Source organism: Novosphingobium mangrovi, from assembly GCF_022818885.1.
Taxonomy (GTDB): Bacteria; Pseudomonadota; Alphaproteobacteria; order Sphingomonadales; family Sphingomonadaceae; genus Novosphingobium; species Novosphingobium mangrovi.
The window spans coordinates 1-19,331 of the sequence record NZ_JALHAT010000001.1 but is presented as its reverse complement, the minus strand read 5'-3'; the positions used below and the strand labels follow the sequence as shown (position 1 = coordinate 19,331).

The 19,331-nt window shown below is 66.3% G+C and carries 20 protein-coding genes; 15 read left to right on the top strand and 5 right to left on the bottom strand.

Translation table 11 applies throughout. The features are described from left to right. The first annotated feature begins 46 nt into the window (after window positions 1-46). Window positions 47-973 carry a glutaminase gene (locus MTR65_RS00100; RefSeq protein WP_243796187.1) on the top strand — a complete coding sequence of 309 codons (927 nt, stop codon included), beginning with the start codon at window positions 47-49 and terminating at the stop codon, window positions 971-973. A gap of 115 nt (window positions 974-1,088) precedes the next feature. After that, the gene (locus MTR65_RS00095) at window positions 1,089-1,292 is read left to right on the top strand and encodes a hypothetical protein (RefSeq protein ID WP_226636137.1); all 204 of its coding nucleotides are present in this window, start codon (window positions 1,089-1,091) and stop codon (window positions 1,290-1,292) included. A 119-nt stretch (window positions 1,293-1,411) separates the two neighbouring features. On the opposite strand, the gene MTR65_RS00090 is transcribed toward MTR65_RS00095, so the two are convergent. Further along, complete coding sequence (locus MTR65_RS00090) at window positions 1,412-1,849, bottom strand: GNAT family N-acetyltransferase (protein WP_243796184.1); 438 nt, start codon at window positions 1,847-1,849, stop codon at window positions 1,412-1,414. After that, the gene (locus MTR65_RS00085) at window positions 1,846-3,642 is read right to left on the bottom strand and encodes a cation:proton antiporter domain-containing protein (RefSeq protein ID WP_243796181.1); all 1,797 of its coding nucleotides are present in this window, start codon (window positions 3,640-3,642) and stop codon (window positions 1,846-1,848) included. Before MTR65_RS00085 ends, MTR65_RS00090 begins: the two co-directional genes overlap by 4 nt. A 182-nt stretch (window positions 3,643-3,824) precedes the next feature. Between MTR65_RS00085 and MTR65_RS00080 the strand changes: the two genes are divergently transcribed. From MTR65_RS00080 to ligA, 6 genes are all read left to right on the top strand, one after another. Further along, window positions 3,825-4,622 carry an outer membrane protein assembly factor BamD gene (locus tag MTR65_RS00080; protein WP_226636130.1) on the top strand — a complete coding sequence of 266 codons (798 nt, stop codon included), beginning with the start codon at window positions 3,825-3,827 and terminating at the stop codon, window positions 4,620-4,622. 448 nt (window positions 4,623-5,070) lie between these two features. Further along, a complete protein-coding gene (gene recN, locus MTR65_RS00075; protein WP_243796179.1) occupies window positions 5,071-6,735 on the top strand; it encodes a DNA repair protein RecN in 1,665 nt (554 codons plus the stop codon). Then, a complete protein-coding gene (locus MTR65_RS00070; RefSeq protein ID WP_243796177.1) occupies window positions 6,735-7,073 on the top strand; it encodes a hypothetical protein in 339 nt (112 codons plus the stop codon). The genes recN and MTR65_RS00070 overlap by 1 nt, the downstream gene beginning before the upstream one ends. Window positions 7,074-7,154: 81 nt before the next feature. After that, window positions 7,155-8,051 carry a histone deacetylase family protein gene (locus tag MTR65_RS00065; protein WP_243796175.1) on the top strand — a complete coding sequence of 299 codons (897 nt, stop codon included), beginning with the start codon at window positions 7,155-7,157 and terminating at the stop codon, window positions 8,049-8,051. An 86-nt stretch (window positions 8,052-8,137) separates the two neighbouring features. Continuing rightward, window positions 8,138-8,932, top strand: a complete 795-nt coding sequence (locus MTR65_RS00060; RefSeq protein WP_243796173.1) for a hypothetical protein — start codon at window positions 8,138-8,140, stop codon at window positions 8,930-8,932. A gap of 76 nt (window positions 8,933-9,008) precedes the next feature. Further along, on the top strand, window positions 9,009-11,156 hold the full coding sequence (gene ligA, locus MTR65_RS00055; RefSeq protein WP_243796170.1) for an NAD-dependent DNA ligase LigA: 2,148 nt from the start codon (window positions 9,009-9,011) through the stop codon (window positions 11,154-11,156). A gap of 106 nt (window positions 11,157-11,262) precedes the next feature. Here the strand turns inward: ligA and sciP are convergent, their stop codons facing one another. After that, on the bottom strand, window positions 11,263-11,565 hold the full coding sequence (gene sciP / locus MTR65_RS00050) for a CtrA inhibitor SciP (protein ID WP_226636121.1): 303 nt from the start codon (window positions 11,563-11,565) through the stop codon (window positions 11,263-11,265). Window positions 11,566-11,798: 233 nt separating this feature from the next. Between sciP and MTR65_RS00045 the strand changes: the two genes are divergently transcribed. Further along, complete coding sequence (locus MTR65_RS00045; RefSeq protein ID WP_243796169.1) at window positions 11,799-12,074, top strand: PilZ domain-containing protein; 276 nt, start codon at window positions 11,799-11,801, stop codon at window positions 12,072-12,074. Window positions 12,075-12,257: 183 nt separating this feature from the next. On the opposite strand, the gene MTR65_RS00040 is transcribed toward MTR65_RS00045, so the two are convergent. Both MTR65_RS00040 and bla read right to left on the bottom strand, forming a co-directional pair. Beyond that, window positions 12,258-13,172, bottom strand: coding sequence for a 50S ribosomal protein L11 methyltransferase (locus MTR65_RS00040; RefSeq protein ID WP_243796168.1), 915 nt, complete (start codon window positions 13,170-13,172; stop codon window positions 12,258-12,260). Then, window positions 13,169-14,137 (bottom strand): subclass B3 metallo-beta-lactamase, encoded by a 969-nt coding sequence (gene bla / locus MTR65_RS00035; protein WP_243796167.1) that lies wholly within the window; start codon window positions 14,135-14,137, stop codon window positions 13,169-13,171. Before bla ends, MTR65_RS00040 begins: the two co-directional genes overlap by 4 nt. A 158-nt stretch (window positions 14,138-14,295) precedes the next feature. Between bla and sdhC the strand changes: the two genes are divergently transcribed. The 6 genes from sdhC to MTR65_RS00005 all read left to right on the top strand — a co-directional run. Then, window positions 14,296-14,688, top strand: coding sequence for a succinate dehydrogenase, cytochrome b556 subunit (gene sdhC, locus MTR65_RS00030; protein ID WP_039394434.1), 393 nt, complete (start codon window positions 14,296-14,298; stop codon window positions 14,686-14,688). 16 nt (window positions 14,689-14,704) lie between these two features. Continuing rightward, a complete protein-coding gene (gene sdhD / locus MTR65_RS00025; RefSeq protein WP_039394432.1) occupies window positions 14,705-15,085 on the top strand; it encodes a succinate dehydrogenase, hydrophobic membrane anchor protein in 381 nt (126 codons plus the stop codon). Between the two features lie 4 nt (window positions 15,086-15,089). Then, window positions 15,090-16,910 carry a succinate dehydrogenase flavoprotein subunit gene (gene sdhA / locus MTR65_RS00020; RefSeq protein ID WP_226636113.1) on the top strand — a complete coding sequence of 607 codons (1,821 nt, stop codon included), beginning with the start codon at window positions 15,090-15,092 and terminating at the stop codon, window positions 16,908-16,910. Window positions 16,911-17,152: 242 nt separating this feature from the next. Continuing rightward, a complete protein-coding gene (locus MTR65_RS00015) occupies window positions 17,153-17,764 on the top strand; it encodes an HdeD family acid-resistance protein (RefSeq protein ID WP_226636111.1) in 612 nt (203 codons plus the stop codon). A 122-nt stretch (window positions 17,765-17,886) separates the two neighbouring features. After that, window positions 17,887-18,285 (top strand): BlaI/MecI/CopY family transcriptional regulator, encoded by a 399-nt coding sequence (locus MTR65_RS00010; RefSeq protein ID WP_243796166.1) that lies wholly within the window; start codon window positions 17,887-17,889, stop codon window positions 18,283-18,285. Further along, window positions 18,282-19,331: M56 family metallopeptidase (locus tag MTR65_RS00005; protein ID WP_243796165.1), on the top strand; the 1,050-nt coding region annotated here is incomplete at its 3' end. The genes MTR65_RS00010 and MTR65_RS00005, both read left to right, overlap by 4 nt.

Below are 19,331 nucleotides of genomic sequence, written 5' to 3'. Positions count from 1 at the left end.
CGATTAGCGCTGGCGGCCCGGCGCGGCCTGTGCGACGATTTTTGCCATGGATATCACGCAGCTGGTCGAAGAGATTGCCGCCGACATGGCGACCCGCCGGGAACGCGGGCAGGTGGCGGACTACATCCCGCCACTGGCCGGAGTGTCGGACAGCAAGTTCGGGATCGCGGTGGTTCTGGAAGATGGGTCGGTGCACACGGCGGGCGATGCGCATGAACCGTTCTCGATCCAGTCGATATCCAAGGTCTTCGCTCTCACTCTGGCGCTCGGAACGGTGGGCGATCAGCTCTGGAGCCGGGTGGGGCGCGAGCCTTCGGGGTCCGCCTTCAATTCCATCGTCCAGCTGGAACGCGAGCGGGGCATACCGCGCAATCCCTTCATCAATGCGGGCGCCATCGTGGTGACGGACGTGCTGCTCGGACATCTCGAGCCGCGCGAGGCGATCGGGCAGATGCTGCGCTTCGTGCGTGAACTTGCAGGCGACGAGACGATCATGATCGACAGTGCTGTGGCGCGGGCCGAAGAGGAAACCGGTTTTACCAACATGGCGCTTGGCAACTACATGCGCGCCTTTGGCAATATCCAGGGCGAGGTTGCCAAGGTGCTGGGGACCTATTTCCATTTCTGCGCGCTTTCCATGTCCTGTCGGCAGCTCGCGATGGCCGGGCGCTACCTGATGGATTCGGGGCAGGTCGAAGGGCGCCGGATCGTTACGGCGCGCCGCGCGCGACGTATCAACGCGCTGATGATGTCCTGTGGGCACTACGACAATTCGGGGGATTTCGCCTACCGCATCGGCCTTCCGGGCAAGTCGGGAGTGGGTGGGGGCATCCTGTGCGTGGCGCCCGGGCGCGCGAGCATCGCGGTCTGGTCGCCGGGGCTCAACGCCAGCGGGAATTCGCATCTCGGGCAAGCCGCACTGGAGAAACTGGTCCAGGCGACTGGCTGGTCTGTGTTTGAGTCACACAAGTAATAAAGTGTTGTTTGTACCTATTCGGGGCAATCTCCAAATCGAAATAGGAATTTATTTCATTATGCAAAATGATATAGGAACTTTCACTTAGGCTTTACGTTCGGGAGGTTTCTGCATGCCGTTTGTCGATGTTTTTGCGGATGAGGATGACGAGGAGCCGCTGTTTGCGACCGAGTTCGACTTTCTGCCGCACAAGGGGGAATTCCTCGCGCTCGAGATCGACGCGGAGTTGCTCCACCTCGAAGTTGTCGAGGTCTGGCACCGGCAGGACGAGGATGACGGCGCCTTCCATGCCTGCATTCGCATCGAGACCAACTGACGGGGCGCATCTGGTTAACGCGAATCAAGCCTGTTGATCCAGGCACGGGCCCCTATCTGCGCGGCAAGACGCGAGGGGGCCGGGGCGCTCGGACAGCGAGCGCGGCGCACAAGTGACTGTCAGCGGGTGCGCACCATGACCAGGCGATCCTGCCCGGGGCCATAGTAGTCCGGGCGCAAGGCCTCGGTCGAAAATCCATTCTTTTCATAGAGCGCGACAGCGTGGTCGTTGCCCGGCAGGACTGTCAGGCGGATCACGGGGGCATCGTCCAGCGCGGCCAGCACCGCGCCAAGCAGACGCGTCCCGATACCCTGGCCCTGAAAGGCCGGGCTGACGCCCAGCGAGAGCAGCCAGCCTTCGCCTCCATCGTCGATGCCGCCCAGCGCATAGCCGGCAACCGTGTTCGCGCTCTCGGCTACGAGGAAGCGGGAGGGAAACAGGTCGATGAACTGGCGCAGCGCGATCTCGCCGTAGGTTTCCTCGGGAAAGGTGGCCTCCTCGAGGGCGAGGATCGCTTCGAGATCGCTGCGCCGCGCAGGGCGGACTTCGACGCTCATCGCGCGGCTCCCGGTGTCTCGCGGTCCTTGGTGAGGACGCCCGAGCGCAGCGCGGGCTTTTCCGCAAGGCCGCCCTGTTCCATGATCTGTTCGCGCAAGGTGTCGCGCTTTTCATGGATCGAGGCGATGACCGGGCCCATCGGTACGCCGGTTTCGACCAGCACCGCCTCGGACAGCTGGAGCGAGCTTTCCAGCGTCTCGGGCACGGCGTGGGTGGCCCCGGCGCGGTAGAGCAGGGCGGCGTGCTCGGCATCGCGCGCACGGGCAATGATCGGCAGGTCGGGGTACTGCTGGCGCAGCTTGCGCACGATGCGCTGCGCGGTCACGGGGACGTCCATGGTGAGGATGACCGCGGCCGCGTTCTCGGCGCCCAGGCGCTCCATCGCATCGCCGCGCGCGGCATCGCCGAAGGCGACGTTGTAGCCTTGCGTACGCCCTTCGGCGATGAAGTCGGTGTCGGTGTCGATCGCGATGTAGGGCCGGTCGTGGCGGGTCAGCATGTCGGCGACCAGCTTGCCCACGCGGCCAAAGCCGATGATGATCGTGCTCGGCTTGTCCTCGGCCTCGGCGGGGTGGTGGGGGGCCTCGACCTGATCGACCCGGCGCGCGGCGATCTTGCCGAACATCGAGAGCAGCGGCGTGACGGTGAGGCCGATGGCGGTCACGATCTGCCAGAACTGGTTGGTGCCGGGCTGGATGAGCTGCGCCGTGGCGGCGGCCGAGAGCACGATCAGGGTGGTCTCCGAGGGGCTCGACATGAGAATGCCGGTCTCGGTCGCGGTGCCGCGCCGTGCGCCCATGAGACGCAGCAGGACGCCCGTGACGACCGCCTTGAGAAGGATCACGCCGACCGTCGCGACGAGGATCGAATAGAGGTATTCCCAGACCACCAGCAGGTCGATGCTCATGCCGATGGTGATGAGGAAGACACCGAGCGCGAGGCCCTTGAAGGGCTCCATGATCTGCTCGACCTCGGAGTGGTACTCGGTCTCGGCGATGAGGAGACCCGCGATCAGTGAGCCGACGATGGGCGAGAGGCCGACCGCAGCCGTCAGCAGCGAGGCGAGAATGACCACCAGCATCGAGGCGGCGAGGAACAGCTCGGGGCTCTTGGTGCGCGCGGCCTGCGCGAAGAGCGGGGGCAGGAGGTAGCGCCCGAAGACCAGCAGCCCGGCGATGACCGCCGCGCCCCACAGCAGCGTGTGGATGAGATTGCCCATCCCGTCGGCGGACGCGTGCGGGGCAAGGGCGCCCAGAAGGAAGATGATGGGGACAAGCGCGATGTCCTCGAACAGCAGCATGGCAAGGGCCGCGCGCCCCACGGGCGTTGCCGCGTTGGTGATCTTGAGCACGAGCGCGGTCGAGGACAGCGAGAGGGCGAGGCCCAGCGCCACCGCGCCGGCAAAGGCCTGGCCGATGGCGGCAAGGATGAAGGTCAGCGCGCTGCCGATCACCACCAGTTCCATCATGCCCAGGCCAAAGACCATCCGGCGCATGTCCCACAGGCGTCCGAACGAGAGTTCCAGGCCGATCGAGAAGAGGAGGAGGATGATCCCGAACTCGGCAAAGATGTCGAGCCCGCCGGGGTCCGTGATGCTGATATGGGTCAGCCACGGATGCTCGAAGACGTGCCGGCCGAGCCCGAAGGGGCCCACCAGCAGGCCCACCAGGATGAACCCGATCACGGGCGTGATCTTGAAGCGGTTGAAGACGGGGATGACGATGCCCGCGGCGCCCAGGATGACCAGGGCGTCGGACATGACGGGGGAATAGAGTTCGTTGCTGCCGGCCATTGCGGGCCACTATGGCAGGCAATGGTGGGCAGGCAAGGCGCATCTGCCGAAGTTTTCACCCTAAGTCCTTGGCGTTGCCCGCTTGCATCGTTGGGTGCCGGGGCAGGGGGCAGAAGCGGCGGGTGGAAAAACAGTGCGCAACTTCACTTGGCGTTCAGCCGCGCGCTGGTTATAGACGCGCCATGTTCGAACGTTCGCGCCTCAAACCCGTTGTCCTGGCCGCTGCATGCGGCGCCCTTGTCCTCACGGCCGGCTGCGGTGGCGGTTCGGGCGGCGCCAAGGATACCGCCTACGTCGCGCGCGACGTCGACACGCTCTACGCCGCCGCGCGCGAGCGTCTCGATACCGGCCGCACCAAGCAGGCCGCAGCGCTCTTCGACGAGGTCGAGCGCCAGCACCCTTATTCGCCCTGGGCGCGCCGCGCACAGCTGATGAGCGCGTTCAGCTATTACGCCGCACGTGACTACAACAAGGCGATCCAGTCGGCGCAGCGCTTCCTCTCGATCCACCCGGGCAACAAGGATGCGCCTTACGCCTACTACCTGATCTCGATGTGCTACTACGAGCAGATCAGCGACGTGACGCGCGACCAGAAGACGACCGAGCAGGCCAAGGCCGCGCTCACCGACATCATCCGCCGCTATCCGACCACGCAGTACGCGGCCGACGCGCGCCTCAAGCTGGACCTGGTCAACGATCACCTGGCCGGCAAGGAAATGACCGTCGGGCGCAACTACCAGCAGCGCGGCAAGTGGCTGGCCGCCACGCTGCGCTTCCGCGCCGTGGTCGACAATTTCCAGACCACCAGCCACGCGCCCGAAGCGCTGTTCCGCCTGGTCGAGTGCTACCTTTCGCTTGGTGTTCCCGAGGAAGCCCAGAAGGCTGCCGCCGTGCTTGAGAACAACTACCCCAATTCCAAGTGGTACGAGCGCGCCTACAAGCTGATGGACAAGAACGCGCCCGACTTCATCGCGGCCTGAGCGAACGAGCCAGACGAACGGTTTTCAAGCCCTCCGCAGCTTCGCGCTGCGGGGGGCTTTTCGTAGGCGCTGAAGCTGTGCGGCGCGCTCTTTGCGATTGCCAAAAATTCACTATGTCTACTTTATAGGTTGAGTTATAAGAGGCGGGCAACGGCGCGACAGATGCGCCGAATCGCTTCAGGAAAGTTCGCTAAGATGGCTGCTCCGCACAATTTCGAAGCCCCGGGTCGCTGCTGGGAAATCGAGGCCCTGTGTGCTCTTGTCCTTGGTGTCTGGGCACTGGGGATCGCCGCCGGGCTCCATCTGCTCGCCTGACGCATCCGCCCTTCGGGTCGCACCGGAACAGGGCAACGGAACAGAGCGGGGCGCCAGCGCCCACCGACAGCGCGTTAACAGGCGTAAAGCCGGGTGACGAAAGCGAATTCGTACGGTAGAACGATTCGCGAACATGCTGACTCGTCTCTCCATCCGCAACATCGTCCTGATCGAGGCGCTCGACCTCGATTTTGCCCGTGGCCTTGGTGTGCTGACCGGTGAAACCGGTGCCGGCAAGTCGATCCTGCTCGACGCGCTGGGGCTCGTTATCGGCAACCGCGCCGATACCGGCCTCGTCCGCGCGGGCGAGGCACGGGCCAGCGTGACGGCGACGTTCGAGTTTGCCGCATTGCCCGCTGTCCTGGAGGCAGCTCTTGAGGGAGCGGCCATCGAGGTGGAGCCGGGCGAACCGCTCATCCTGCGCCGGCAGCTCAAGGCCGACGGCGGCTCGCGCGCCTGGCTCAACGACCAGCCTGTCAGCGTCGCTCTCCTGCGCGAAATCGGCCCGGCCCTGGTCGAGATCCATGGCCAGCACGATGACCGCGGCCTCGTCAACGCCAAGGGCCACCGCGATCTGCTCGACCGTTTTGCCGGCGGCGATCTCGCCGGGCTCGAAGCCGCCTTCAAGACCTGGCGGCGCGCACAGGACGCGCTCGACCTCGCGCGCGAGGAAGTCGCCCGCGCGGCCGAGGACGAGGAATTGCTGACGGCCCATCTGGCCGAACTGGAGGCGCTGTCGCCCGAAGAGGGCGAGGAGGAAACCCTCGCGCTGGCCCGCGCCGACATGCAGAAGGGCGAGCGCCTGTCCGAGGACCTGGAGGGCCTGCGCTTCCTGTGGGACGGCAACGATTCGCCGCTCGCCGCGCTGCGCGGGGCTGCACGGCGGCTCGACCGCATCGCCCCCGAACACGCCCTTCTGGCCGAAGCGCTTGACGCGCTCGACCGCGCGGTGATCGAGGCGGGCGAGAGCGAGGCCAAGCTGGAAGAGGCCGCGCAGGCGCTGGCCTTCGATCCGGCCGAGCTCGACCGCATCGAGACACGCCTGTTCGACTTGCGCGCGCAGGCCCGCAAGCATTCCTGTGCCGTCGATGACCTGCCCGGCAAGATGGCGACAATGCGCGCCGCGCTCGACGCGATCGAGGGCGGGAGCGAGCATATCGCGAAGCTGGAGGCCGCCGCGCAGAAGGCCGCGCTCGACTACCGCGACAAGGCGAGCAAGCGCCATGATCTGCGCCGTTCGGCCGCACGGCGGCTCGACAAGGCCGTGGCGGCCGAGCTCGCCCCGCTCAAGCTCGACGCCGCGCGCTTCCAGACCTCGGTCGTCAAGCTGCCCGAGGCGCGCTGGAACGCGAGCGGTATGGACGGGGTGGAATTTCTCATCTCGACCAACCCGGGCGCCGAATTCGCGCCGCTGGCCAAGATTGCCTCGGGCGGCGAATTGTCGCGCTTCATCCTCTCGCTCAAGGTTGCGCTGGCCGAAGAGGGCGGGGCCGCCACGGTGATCTTCGACGAGATCGACCGGGGCGTGGGCGGCGCGGTGGCCGATGCCATTGGTGAGCGCCTCGCGCGCCTCGCCTCGAATGGGCAGCTTCTGGCCGTCACGCATAGCCCGCAGGTCGCCGCGCGCGGCAACCGCCACTACATGATCTCCAAGTCCTCGCGCGGGACGGTGACCAAGACCTCGGTCGCCCCACTCAGCGAGGCCGAGCGCAAGGAAGAGATCGCGCGCATGCTCTCGGGCGCACAAGTCACCGAGGAAGCGCGCGCGCAGGCCGACCGGCTGCTTCAGGGCGCCTGATGCGCCGCCCCACCCGCGCGGAACTGGGTGCGTTTGGGGCAACACTTGCCTTTCCCTTTGTCGCGCTGGCCTGGGGGCTCAGTTCCTTTGGCTGCGCGGTGTGGATGCTCCTCCTCCTCGTGGGGCTTGCCCTGTCGGGTTTCAGTGCCTTCTTCATGACCCCGTTCGGGGTGGCGATCCTCGCCTGGACGATCCTGGCGGGCGTGTTGGGGACCTGGAACTTCTCCCGCTTCCTGCGCTGGTTCGGAGATGAAAGCGGCGCGCGTGATCTGGAACTCGTGGCCCTGAACTCCGTTGTCCTGTGCGCCTCCAACCCTGTCGTGTGGATGGGAGCGTAAGGCCTGAGGCCGAGCCACGATGCGACGCGTTGCGGCCTCGGGGGCTCGACCGCAGCGGTGCGCCCGGTTAACGGCAGGGGGATGCTGCACATCGTCCATCACCCCGATTATGCGGTGGAAACCGCCCGTGCCGGAACCTTCCCGCATGACAAGTACGCGCTCGTCATGCGCGCGCTGGGTGAGAGCGGGGCGGCGATGACGGTCCACGAACCCGAGGTCATGCCGCCTGAGTGGCTCGAAGCTATCCATGACCCGGCCTATGTTGACGAGGTCCTCACCTGCCGTGTGCCGCCCGCCAAGCAGCGCCGGATCGGTTTTGCCATCGACGCGCGGATCTCGCGCCGCTCGCAGCTTTCGCCGGGAGGCACATGGCTCGCGGCCCGGCTCGCGCTCGCCCACGGATACGCCGCCAACAGCGCGGGCGGCAGTCACCATGCGCTGGCTGACACTGGCGCGGGGTACTGCGTGTTCAACGATCTGGCTCTGGCGGCCAACCGGCTGATCGAGGAGGGCGAGGTCTCCTGCATCCTTATCCTCGATCTCGACGTGCATCAGGGGGATGGCACCGCCGCGCTGACGGCCGGACGGGGGGATATCTTCACGCTGTCGCTTCACGCGGAGAAGAACTTTCCCTCGCGCAAGGCGCGGTCCTCGCTCGATATTGGCCTTGCCGATGGCCTGGGCGATGCGGACTATCTGGAGGCGCTGGCGGGCGCATTCCCGCAGGTGCTCGATTATTTCGCGCCCGACCTCATCCTTCTCCAGGCAGGCGTCGATGCCCATGTGGACGACAAGCTGGGCCGTCTTGCGCTGTCGGACGAGGGGCTGGAGGCGCGCGATCGCATGGTTGCGGGCGAGGCGCGGGCGCGCGGTATCGCTGTGGCCAGCACACTCGGCGGTGGCTACGGCGCGGACCGTATGGCGATTGCCCAGCGCCACGCGCGCACGATCCTGACGCTGGGCCACGCGCTGGGCTGAACTGCCGCGCCTTGCAGACCGGCAATCCTGCTTGGCTGTCGCCATTTCCGTCTGCTACCAATCCAATTGGACAGAAGGAGAAGACCATGCTGCGAAGGCTGACCGGACTGGCCTGTGCGACCTTGTTGGTCGGCGCCAGTGCGCCTTCCACGATCACACTGGGCGAGGTGGAAGGCCAGGATGCAATGGCCCTGAAGGCGCGCCTGCTCCCGCCCGATCTCGCCGCCAAAGTTGTAGAGGGCTCGGTGCAGCGCCTGTTTTCACCGACGATTGCCTTAAATGCGGTCTATAGGGGGCCAGCGCGCGCGGCCGCGCCCGATGTGTGCCGGCGCACCGACTACCTCGTACGGCTCGAGGGCGGTCGGCCCGGGGAGGACAAGGCCGGAGCGCAGACCCGGCTTGCGATCAAGGCACCGCGTGCCTTCGAGATCGCGGCGGTACGTTTGCCAGAGACTGGCGCGGATACACAGGTCTGCAATGCGCAGGCAGGCTATGTATCGCTGCGCAAGCCCCAGACACTGGCGGGCTATCGGGCGCTCGTTGCGGCCATGCGCGCCGCCGTCGCGCCTGGAAAGCTTCCCTTTGGCATTACGTGTGAGCCTGAGGAGGATGCCGTGTGCGGCAGGCCGCGTACGGCTCTGGCGCAGGTGCCGCTCGATGCGCTGTTCCGGATCGAGTTGGGGCATTACGAGCATGATGTGAACTTCGGCTGGCACTTGCGGCACGTGCCGGACGAGGTCCTGGCGAGAGGCGGCTATGACGCCGAAGCCATGTTCCGTCCGACAGGCGAAGACGGAAAGTCCTGGCGGATCATCCTCAGGCGGGGCGATGGCGCGATGCCCGACGTCGTGATGCGCCGGGCGCAGATCATCTACCACTGATATCGGGTGGCAAAAGCCGGGGGCAGGACGGCAATGCAGGCTCCCGTTTTGGTGCGCTTTGCGCCATAGCGGGGCCATGAGTTCCGAATCCGCACCCGATTTTCTCGCCGAAGCCGACGCCGCCAACGAACTGATGCGGCTCGCGCGCCAGATCAAGCGCGCCAACCGCAAGTACCACGCCGAGGACGCGCCCGAGATCTCGGACGCGGAGTACGACGCGCTGGTGCGCCGCAACGCCGAGCTGGAAGAGGCGTTTCCCCACCTGAAGCGCCCCGATAGCCCGTCGAGCGCGGTCGGCCACGAAGTCGCCGCCTCGCCGCTCGGCAAGGTCACGCACGAAGTGCGCATGATGAGCCTCGACAACGCCTTTTCCGATGAGGAAGTGGCCGAGTTTCTGGCGCGCGTGCGCCGCTTCCTCTCGCTCTCGGCCGAGGAACCGCTCGCGGTCACCGCCGAGGACAAGATCGACGGGCTCTCCTGCTCGCTGCGCTACGAGAAGGGCAAGCTGGTGCGCGCCGCGACCCGAGGCGACGGGCAGGTGGGCGAGGACGTGACCCCCAACGTCGCGCACATCCCCGACATCGTGCAGGAACTGACCGGCGAAGGCATCCCCGAAGTCTTCGAGGTGCGCGGCGAAGTCTACATGGAAAAGGCCGCCTTCCTCGCGCTCAACGAAGCGCTGATGGAGGAGGCCCGCGCGGAAGCGGAGCGCAAGGGCGAACCGCTCGACGAGGCCAAGGTGCGCCAGTTCGCCAATCCGCGCAACGCGGCCGCTGGCTCGCTGCGCCAGAAGGACGCGAAAGTTACCGCCAAGCGCCCGTTGCGCTTCTGGGCGCATGGTTGGGGCGCGGCGAGCGCGGTGCCGGGGGAGACCCAGCACGAGGTCATTCGCCGGATCGAATCCTGGGGGCTGCCGGTCTCGCCCCAGTTCCGCCGCTGCGAGAGTCTGGAGGAGCTGCTGGCGGCCTACCGCGCGATCCGCGATGGGCGTGCGAACCTCGATTTCGAGATCGACGGCGTGGTCTACAAGATCGACCGGCTCGACCTGCAGCAGCGCCTCGGCTTCGTTGCCAAGGCGCCGCGCTGGGCGCTCGCGCACAAATTCCCCGCCGAACAGGCCGAGACGACATTGGAGAAGATCGAGATCCAGGTCGGGCGCACCGGCAAGCTGACCCCGGTCGGACGCCTGCAGCCGGTGCTGGTAGGCGGTGTCACGGTTACCAATGTCACGCTCCACAACCGCGACGAGATCGAGCGTCTGGGCGTGCGTCCGGGTGACCGGGTGGTGATCCAGCGCGCGGGCGACGTGATCCCGCAGGTGGTGGAGAACCGCAGCCGCGAGGAAGCGCGCGATCCCTTCGTGTTCCCCGATCACTGCCCCGAGTGCGGTTCGGAAGCGGTGGCCGAAGAGGACGAAGTCGACGTGCGCTGCACGGGCGGCCTGATCTGTCCGGCCCAGCGCACCGAGCGCCTCAAGCACTTCGTCAGCCGCGGCGCGCTCGACATCGATGGCCTGGGTGAAAAGACCATCGACGAGTTCTTCGCCAAGGGGTGGCTGGAAAGCCCGGCCGACATCTTCCGCCTGCGCCAGCGCAGGGACGATATCCTTGCCCTCGATGGCTGGAAGGACAAGTCTGTGGACAACCTGTTGGCAGCGGTGGAAAACCGCCGGGCCCCCGATGCCGCGCGCCTGCTGTTCGGGCTGGGTATCCGTCATATCGGCACCGTGACCGCGCGCGATCTTCTCAAGCGTTTCGAGACACTTCCTGCCCTTCGCGAGATCGCCGAGAAGGCTCACGTCAAGGACGGCGAGGAGGCCGCCGCCGAGGCGAGCGAGGCTTACGCCGAACTCATCTCGATCGACGGTGTGGGGCCGGTGGTCGTGGGCGCGCTGGGCGACTTTTTCCACGAGGAGCACAACCGTGCGGTCTGGGACGATCTTCTGTCCGAAGTGACGCCGCCGCCGTTCGTGGTCGAAAGCGTGGAGAGCGAAGTGGCGGGCAAGACCGTGGTCTTCACCGGCAAGCTGGAGACGATGAGCCGGGATGAGGCCAAGGCGCAGGCCGAACGGCTTGGCGCCAAGGCGGCGGGCTCGGTTTCGGCCAAGACGGACCTGATCGTCGCAGGGCCGGGCGCAGGTTCGAAGCTCAAGAAGGCTGCAGAGCTCGGGATCGCGGTGATCGACGAAGCGGCCTGGGCCAGAATCGTCGCCGAGGCGGGCTGAGAGGCAATATGAAAACGGGCTGGCGCCCGCAAGCGTCAGCCCGTCTTCACAGGAGATTCCCCAAGGCCCGGCCCGTATCGCCCAGCGGGCCGCGGCGTGTCATCTGTCAGGACTTGCGTCCCTGCCGCTCATGCATTTGCCTGTAATGCTGAACGCGCGTGGCTCGAAGCCCCGCCATGCCCTCACGTTCGACGGAGCGTTGCCATGAGGCAAGTTCTTCGAGCGTAAGCCCATAGCGTTCGCAAGCTTCTGTTATCGTAAGCAGACCGCCATTGACGGCTGCGACAACTTCAGCCTTGCGGCGTACGACCCATCGCGAAGTATTTGCGGGCGGTAGTGTTGCCCTCTCTAGTTTTTCCCCTAGGGGCCCAATTACAGAATCGGGCCGCTGTTTCTCGTCATGTTCCATGGTTGGCCTCTCTCGATTGTCAGCACCAACCCCCCTGACAGCGTCTATTCTTGCCAGAATGCGTTAACATTAATTAACTTGCAAAGGTTAATTGCAAATTATGTATTCTACCGAGGAATCGCGGTTTCTTGCTAATATCCCCATAAATTCGCGGTTTACGAAAGTTTACGAGGCGTTAAGATTTATTAATTAGCCTCTTGCGCAGGAGAAGCGGCGCAGCGGAGGAGGGCATCATGCAGATGCGGGACGTATGCGACCATCCCAGCGTGGTAGCCCGGCATGTTTCGTCGGCGGGCTGCCAGTTCGTCGTGGAATGCGGTGAACTGGCGTGCGGCCAGAAACTGGCTTTCGCGCTCGAGGGTGTGGGGATGATCGAGGCACGGGTGCGCTGGAGCGTGGCCGATCGCGTGGGTGTGGCGTTCGACAGGGTGCTCGATCCCGGTGCGGAGAAGATCCTGACGCGCTATGGCCGCGCGGCCCGGCGTCTTGAACTGGAGATCGTGACCTGAGCTGAAGCGCGCCGGCCCGTCGGACAAGAAGCTTAAAGATAATGATTCCGAGGGCCATCGCCCTCGGGCTCCCAGAATTTGTGACCTCACCTTCCCCGCGCCGTTCTGGCTGAGAAAGGTGAGGTTGCCCGGTTCGGGGTCAAGGGGTGATGTCCCCTTGATATATCTCCTTCGTCCCTGTGCTCAGCTTGCCCGCCAGCGGCGACGCTTGCGCAGCCAGAGGATCGACCAGTCCCCGTTCACCATGCGGCCCGCAAGGCGCAGCCCAGCGAGGCGGCAGGCGCGGCGCACGGCGGGCTCCTGCGTTTCCAGAAGGCCTGCAAGGACGAGGTGTCCGCCCGGTACCAGCGCATCGGCGAAATCGGGGGCGAGTTCGACCAGCGGTCCGGCGAGGATGTTCGCCAGGACGAGGTCGTAGGGCCCGCGCGCGTGGAGCAGGGGGTGGTCCATGCCCGCCGCGACGGTCATGATGAGCTCGCCATTGCCTTCGCCCATGGCAATGCCGTTGGTGCGCGCGTTGGCTTCCACGACGGCCGGGCAGACCGCGTCGATGTCGCTCGCGATGGCCAGCGCATTGGGCCACAGGCGCAGCGCGGCAAAGGCGAGGAGCCCGGTGCCCGTGCCGATGTCCGCGCAGCTTCGCACGATGACGCCGCGCTGCTTCATGTGGGTGAGCATGGCGAGGCATCCGGCGGTCGTCGCGTGCTGTCCGGTGCCGAAGGCCTGACTGGCGGGGATGGTGAAGTCGAAGATGCCGCCTTCGTCCAGGGCAGGATGTTCGGGCGTGTGGACGTGGAAGGCGCCCGCGCGGATCGGTTCCAGGTCCTGCTGGCTGGAAACCAGCCAGTCGGTCTCGGGCAGTTCCTCGATCTCGAAGGTGGGAGCCTCGCCCGGGAACAGCGCGGCGAGGGCCTCGGTCTCGGCCTTCCCCGGCTTGTGGCCCAGCCAGGCTTCGAGCTGCCAGTCGTCGGGCTTGTCCTCGGCGATCTCGCTGCCCGAAATGACGATCTCGGGATCCCAGTCGAAAGCGTCCTCGTGCGCGACAAGGACATGCTCGATGGTGGCGCGGTCGGCGTAGGCGGTAATCTTCCAGCTCATGACTTGGGTACTTCTGCTTGGTGGTCGTTCGCGCGCTCTTGGGAGAGGCGTGTGTCGAGATAGTCCGAGGCGCGTGCTGCGTAGCGCACGCAGGCCTGCGGGTCGATCAGCGCTTCGCTGCCCGACAGGCGGGCAAAGAGGTTGCTGGCCGAAGGATGCGGGGTGACGAGCACGTCGCAGGGCAGGGCGGCGATCGCCGTGAAACCTGCGCGGGCCTGGGTCACACGTTCGGGATGCTCATGGAAGCGATAGCCCTTGGCCGAAACGGTCGTGGCGCTGTCGGCGTAGGCGAGCGTCATTGCGGACGCTCCGGGGGCGCGGCTGGCGATGGTCCAGCTTGTCGATCCGGGCGTATGGGCGGGCGTCGCGTGGGGCGTGAAGACGAGTGAGCCCACCACGAGTCCCTCGCCGTCCGCCAGGACGCGGTCCACCCGGATGGGCGCGAAATCGGAAACGGCGCCGCGCTGGGGATCCTCGAGAGTGATTTTTCCGCGCGTCAGACTGCGCGCAGCGACAGCGAGCGCGGCGACTTTGGCGCCTGTCGCGCGTTGCACTGCACCATGGCCGCCGACGTGGTCATGGTGCTCGTGCGAGCCGAGCAGCCAGCGCACCTCGCGCGGATCGAAACCGAGCTTGCGAATATTGCCAAGGACAAGCGGGGCCGCCTCGGCGACGCCGCTGTCGATCAGCACCAGTCCAGCGCCTGTATCGAGGAGCAGTGCGGTAATCCCGCAAGTGCCGACGTACCATGCCTTTATCCCGGTTTCCGGGGCGATGCGGGCGGGCGGGGCGGGTTCGGCCCAGCCATCCCGGCCCGCGCAGGCCTGCGCCAGTCGTGCGCCGGGCGCATCATCCCTACGGGCAAACGCGTGCGGGGCACCCAGCGCGAGTGCGCCAGCGCCCAGCACGGCAAGCGGCGTCCATAGAAGGCGCCGGCACGGCGCGCGGGGGGCGGGCAACATCATCTCTCGCGCCTTAATCGCGGCGCCCGCACTTGGCTAGTTGCACGCGCCAATCCCGCTGATGTGACTGTGGAACTTGCGCGTTGCAGCGAAATGACTAAGGGGGACTTCCACGAGGGCAGCGTACCTAGGCTGCCGCAGGCAAGGGGATTCGCAAGGACATGGCCACCGCTGGCAGCAAGAACCGTCCGTTATCGCCGCACCTCCAGATCTGGCGCTGGGGTCCGCATATGTTTGTCTCGATCATGCACCGCGTGAGCGGGCACGGTCTGGTTGTCGGCCTCGCGCTGCTGCTGTGGTGGCTTGGCGCGCTGGCCAGCGGCCCGGAGGCCTATGCGCTGCTCGCCAAGTGCATGACGTCGCCTATCGGTTACATCGTCCTGGTCGGCATCAGCTGGGCCTTTTTCAATCACATGATGAGCGGCCTTCGCCACTTCGTCCTCGATATCGGCGCCGGTTTCGAGCTGAAGGGCAACCGCACCTGGTCGTTGGTGACCAGCGTGCTGGGCGTCGTTCTCACCGTCGCCTTCTGGGCGATCCTGCTGCTGCGCTGAAGATAGGGTAGACATCATGGGTAACGGAACCTCCATCGGCCGCGTGCGCGGCCTCGGCTCGGCCAAGCATGGCGCGCATCACTGGCTGATCCAGCGCTTCACCGCGGTCGGCAATCTCTTCCTGATGATCTGGCTGGCCGCCTCGATCCTCCTGCTCGACGACCTGTCCTACGTCACGGTCATCGACTGGATCTCCGCGCCGGTCCCCGCGGTCGCCATGGGCCTGCTCATCGTCTCGACCTTCTGGCACGCCCGTCTCGGCGTCCAGGTCATGATGGAAGACTACGTCCACGACCACGGCACCAAGTTCGCGTGCCTTGCCGCACTCAACATCGCCGTTTTCGCAGGCGCCGCCTTTGGCGTCCTGTGCGTCCTTCGCCTCGCGCTGGGAGCCTGATTGAATGACCCAGGATAAGACTGGTTCCGCCTACAAGATCATTGACCACATGTATGACACCGTCGTCGTCGGCGCCGGTGGCTCGGGTCTGCGCGCCACGATGGGGTCGGCCGAAGCCGGCCTGAAGACCGCGTGCATCACCAAGGTCTTCCCCACCCGTTCGCACACCGTGGCGGCGCAGGGCGGTATCGCGGCAAGCCTCAAGAACAACACGCCCGACCACTGGACCTGGCACATGTACGACACCGTCAAGGGGTCGGACTGGCTGGGTGACCAGGACGCGATCGAGTACATGGTGCGTGAAGCGCCCGACGCGATCCTCGAGCTGGAGCATGCCGGCATGCCCTTCAGCCGCAACGAGGACGGCACGATCTATCAGCGCCCCTTCGGCGGCCACATGCAGAACATGGGCGAAGGCCCGCCGGTGCAGCGCACCTGCGCCGCGGCCGACCGTACCGGTCACGCGATGCTGCACACGCTGTACCAGCAGTCGCTGAAGTACGCGGCGGACTTCTTCATCGAATACTTCGCCATCGACCTCATCATGGACGGTGGCAAGTGCGTCGGCGTGATCGCGCTGTGCCTCGATGACGGCTCGATCCACCGTTTCCGTTCGCAGGCCGTGGTGCTGGCGACCGGCGGTTATGGCCGCAGCTACTTCACCGCGACCTCGGCGCACACCTGCACCGGCGACGGCGCTGGCATGGTCCTGCGCGCAGGTCTGCCGCTCCAGGACATGGAGTTCGTGCAGTTCCACCCCACCGGCATCTACGGTGCGGGCGTGCTCATCACCGAAGGTGCGCGCGGCGAGGGCGGTTACCTCACCAACTCCGAGGGTGAGCGCTTCATGGAGCGCTACGCCCCGTCCGCGAAGGACCTCGCCTCGCGCGACGTCGTTTCGCGTTCGATGGCGCTGGAAATCCGCGAAGGTCGCGGCGTGGGCCCGAACAAGGACCACATCTATCTGCACCTCGACCACATCGATCCCAAGGTGCTGGCACAGCGCCTCCCGGGTATCACCGAGTCGGGCAAGATCTTCGCGGGCGTCGACCTCACTCGTCAGCCGCTGCCGGTCGTTCCCACCGTCCACTACAACATGGGCGGCATCCCCACGAACTACCACGGCGAGGTCATGACGATCGGCGCCGACGGCAACCCCGAAACGGTTGTCCCGGGTCTGTTCGCGGTGGGTGAGGCGGCCTGCGTGTCGGTCCACGGCGCGAACCGTCTGGGCTCGAACTCGCTGACCGACCTCGTGGTCTTCGGCCGCGCGACCGGCCATCGCCTCAAGGAGATGGTCAAGCCCGGCGCGGCGCAGCCCGAGCTTCCCAAGGACTCGGCGGACCTGGCGCTTACCCGTCTGGACCACTTCCGCTACGCCGACGGCAGCACGCCCACGGCCGAGATCCGCAAGGAGATGCAGCAGAACATGTCGGCCCACGCCGCCGTGTTCCGCACCGAGCAGCTCATGGCCGAAGGCAAGACCGCCATGGCCGAGACCTACAAGAAGATGCAGGACATCAAGGTTTCGGACCGCGGCCTGATCTGGAACTCCGACCTCGTCGAGACGATGGAGCTGGACAACCTGATCGGTGCAGCCACCGTCACCCTGCACGGCGCCCACGCGCGCGAGGAAAGCCGCGGCGCCCACGCGCACGAGGACTTCCCCGATCGCAACGATGCCGAGTGGATGAAGCACACCGCAGCCTGGTTCAACGGATGGGGCGGCAAGGGCGGCGAGGTTCGCCTCGACTACCGTCCGGTGCACGAATACACGCTCACCGACGATGCCGAGTACATCAAGCCCAAGAAGCGCGTGTACTGATCCCGGCGCCTTCGGCCGGTCCGAAGGCGAGGTGTTAAAAAGGCGGCGTTCCCCGATGGGAGCGCCGCCTTTTTGCGTTCTGGCCTGCGTCTTCCTCCGGTCGGATTGTAAAAATCGTTTGCGAAAGAGGACTTCCTCGCGCTTGGCGGCAACTTCCGGGCCGGTCTCAGTGTTTTCCCCAGTGTCCCGCCTCCTGTGGTGCGGGCACATTTTCGAACAGTGAGCCCGCCAAGGAGACGCCCATGCCGCGCGAAGAACTCGACCCCGCTCTCACCCCTGATGTCGAGAAGGACCCGGTCGTGGCCGCGCTCGCCCATGCGCCGGGCAAGATCTGGGGCTGGATCCTGGCTTACGGGATATTCCTGCTCGTGCTGGGACTGCTGATCCTCACCAACCCCATCGCGACGGGGGTGGCGACAGGCATCATCGTGGGCATCACGCTTCTGCTTTATGGTGTCGCCGCGATTGCGGCGGGCTCCACCTCGATGGCGCATCGCGGGCGCTGGGTGGAAATCGCGCTCGGCGTCCTCGCCCTGATTGCGGGCCTCTTTGCCCTGTTCAATCCCGTGGTCGGCGCGCTGTCGCTGGTCTGGGCGATCGGGGCGTGGCTTGCGATTGCGGGTGTCCTGCAGATCGCCTGGGCGCTCAAGGCCAGCCACGACAAGGGCTGGCGGCTGTTCATGGGCGCGCTCGATCTCGTGCTCGGCCTCATCCTGCTGTTCTCCTCGCCCGCGACGGGCCTCGCGTTCCTGGCGGTGATCCTGATGATCTCGTTCGCGGTGCGCGGCGTGTTCCTGATCGTGCTGGCGCTGGGCATGCGCAAGGTCGGCAACGCGGTACGCTCCCGCCTGTAAAGGGCTCGCGGAGCGTTGGCGCTCGACCAACGGCATTCGGGCATCTGCGAACGACATCTGCGCGATTGACGCTCATTGTTTACAGGCGTAGTCGATTACGTGTGTAAACGATGGAGTGAAACGTGGCTGCAACGCCCCAAGCCAATGCCCAGCCCGGCGAGCGGATTTCCGAAGCCGAATATGCGGTGATGGAAGTCCTGTGGGAGGAGGCTCCGCTGTCCGCGCAGGATGTCTGCGCGAAGGTCTGCGCCGCGCGCGGGTGGAGCCTGCCCACGGTCAAGACCCTGCTCGCGCGGCTCGTGACCAAGCAGGCGCTCAGCACCACGCGCGATGGCAAGCGCTTCCTCTATAGCCCGGCCATGGCCCGCTCCGACTATGTCGGGACCGAGAGCCGCCGCCTTGTCGACCGTCTGTTCGGGGGCAGGGCGGCGCCGCTGTTCGCCCAGCTCGCGCAAGCCGAAGCGCTGACCGATACCGACATTGCCGAGATCGAAGCTCTCCTCAAGGAGTTGAAATCATGACCGAATGGTTGCTTGATACGCTGGTGATGACCGGCGCGCTGATGGCGCTGGTGCTGCTTCTTCGCCGCCCGGTGGCGCGGTGCTTTGGTGCGCAGGCCGCCTATGCCTTGTGGCTGCTGCCCGCGCTGCGCTTCGTCATGCCGCCGCTGGCCTTGCCCGCCGCCCTGGCGCCCACGCGCTGGCTGGCCGGGCTCGAAGTCGGCGTCGCGCAGACCTCGGCGCGCGCCGGGGAGGCTTCGGTGGCCCTTCCCGCTGCGCCCGAGACGGCGGGGATCGTCCTTGCCGCCGAGCCTGTCGTGGATCTTGTGCCCGTGCCCGCCGAGCCGGAGCCCTGGATGCAGATCCCGTGGACCAGTGCGCTCCTCATGGTGTGGCTGACAGGGGCGCTGGCATTCCTTGTCTGGCGGACCTGGAACTACCAGATGATGCGCCGCCAGGTCCTCGCCGATGCACATGCTGTCGCGACCGCAGGCCGTGTGCGCATTGTCGAGAGCCCGCTGGTGGCTGCGCCGCTGGCCTTCGGGGTCTTCGACAAGGTGGTCGCGCTGCCCTTCGGGTTTCTCGCCAGGGCCGATTCCGAAACCTCGGACTTCGCGATTGCCCATGAACTGGAGCACCACGCCGGGGGGGACCTCATCGCGATCATGGCGCTGCAGCCGCTTTTCGCGCTGCACTGGTTCAATCCGCTGGCCTGGGCTTCGTGGCGCGCGCTGCGCGGCGACCAGGAAGCCGCCTGCGATGCCCGCGTCATGGCTGGGCGCGACCGGGCCGAGCGCGCCCGCTATGGCCAGCTCATCGCCTCGTTTGCCGGGCATGCCCCGCTGGCGCTTGCGGCGCCTATGGCGGGCGGGCGCGGCGGCAAGCCGATCATCCAGCGCCTGCGGGCGCTCAACCAGGCCGAAACCGGCCCCTGGCGCAAGCTGGCGGCGCGCAGTCTTTTCGCGCTCGCCATCGTGGCGGTGCCGATGACCGCGACGGTCAGCTACGCAGCTCGGGGGCAGGACGATGTTGCGGCGGCCACGGACCGCGACGTGCCGCAGCCGCCT

What these genes read in the sequence shown, in the direction of transcription:
- MTR65_RS00100 (WP_243796187.1), top strand. Translation starts at nt 47, where the DNA reads ATGGATATCACGCAGCTGGTCGAAGAGATTGCCGCCGACATGGCGACC.
- MTR65_RS00095 (WP_226636137.1), top strand. Translation starts at nt 1,089, where the DNA reads ATGCCGTTTGTCGATGTTTTTGCGGATGAGGATGACGAGGAGCCGCTG.
- MTR65_RS00090 (WP_243796184.1), bottom strand. Translation starts at nt 1,849, where the DNA reads ATGAGCGTCGAAGTCCGCCCTGCGCGGCGCAGCGATCTCGAAGCGATC.
- MTR65_RS00085 (WP_243796181.1), bottom strand. Translation starts at nt 3,642, where the DNA reads ATGGCCGGCAGCAACGAACTCTATTCCCCCGTCATGTCCGACGCCCTG.
- MTR65_RS00080 (WP_226636130.1), top strand. Translation starts at nt 3,825, where the DNA reads ATGTTCGAACGTTCGCGCCTCAAACCCGTTGTCCTGGCCGCTGCATGC.
- recN (WP_243796179.1), top strand. Translation starts at nt 5,071, where the DNA reads ATGCTGACTCGTCTCTCCATCCGCAACATCGTCCTGATCGAGGCGCTC.
- MTR65_RS00070 (WP_243796177.1), top strand. Translation starts at nt 6,735, where the DNA reads ATGCGCCGCCCCACCCGCGCGGAACTGGGTGCGTTTGGGGCAACACTT.
- MTR65_RS00065 (WP_243796175.1), top strand. Translation starts at nt 7,155, where the DNA reads ATGCTGCACATCGTCCATCACCCCGATTATGCGGTGGAAACCGCCCGT.
- MTR65_RS00060 (WP_243796173.1), top strand. Translation starts at nt 8,138, where the DNA reads ATGCTGCGAAGGCTGACCGGACTGGCCTGTGCGACCTTGTTGGTCGGC.
- ligA (WP_243796170.1), top strand. Translation starts at nt 9,009, where the DNA reads ATGAGTTCCGAATCCGCACCCGATTTTCTCGCCGAAGCCGACGCCGCC.
- sciP (WP_226636121.1), bottom strand. Translation starts at nt 11,565, where the DNA reads ATGGAACATGACGAGAAACAGCGGCCCGATTCTGTAATTGGGCCCCTA.
- MTR65_RS00045 (WP_243796169.1), top strand. Translation starts at nt 11,799, where the DNA reads ATGCAGATGCGGGACGTATGCGACCATCCCAGCGTGGTAGCCCGGCAT.
- MTR65_RS00040 (WP_243796168.1), bottom strand. Translation starts at nt 13,172, where the DNA reads ATGAGCTGGAAGATTACCGCCTACGCCGACCGCGCCACCATCGAGCAT.
- bla (WP_243796167.1), bottom strand. Translation starts at nt 14,137, where the DNA reads ATGATGTTGCCCGCCCCCCGCGCGCCGTGCCGGCGCCTTCTATGGACG.
- sdhC (WP_039394434.1), top strand. Translation starts at nt 14,296, where the DNA reads ATGGCCACCGCTGGCAGCAAGAACCGTCCGTTATCGCCGCACCTCCAG.
- sdhD (WP_039394432.1), top strand. Translation starts at nt 14,705, where the DNA reads ATGGGTAACGGAACCTCCATCGGCCGCGTGCGCGGCCTCGGCTCGGCC.
- sdhA (WP_226636113.1), top strand. Translation starts at nt 15,090, where the DNA reads ATGACCCAGGATAAGACTGGTTCCGCCTACAAGATCATTGACCACATG.
- MTR65_RS00015 (WP_226636111.1), top strand. Translation starts at nt 17,153, where the DNA reads ATGCCGCGCGAAGAACTCGACCCCGCTCTCACCCCTGATGTCGAGAAG.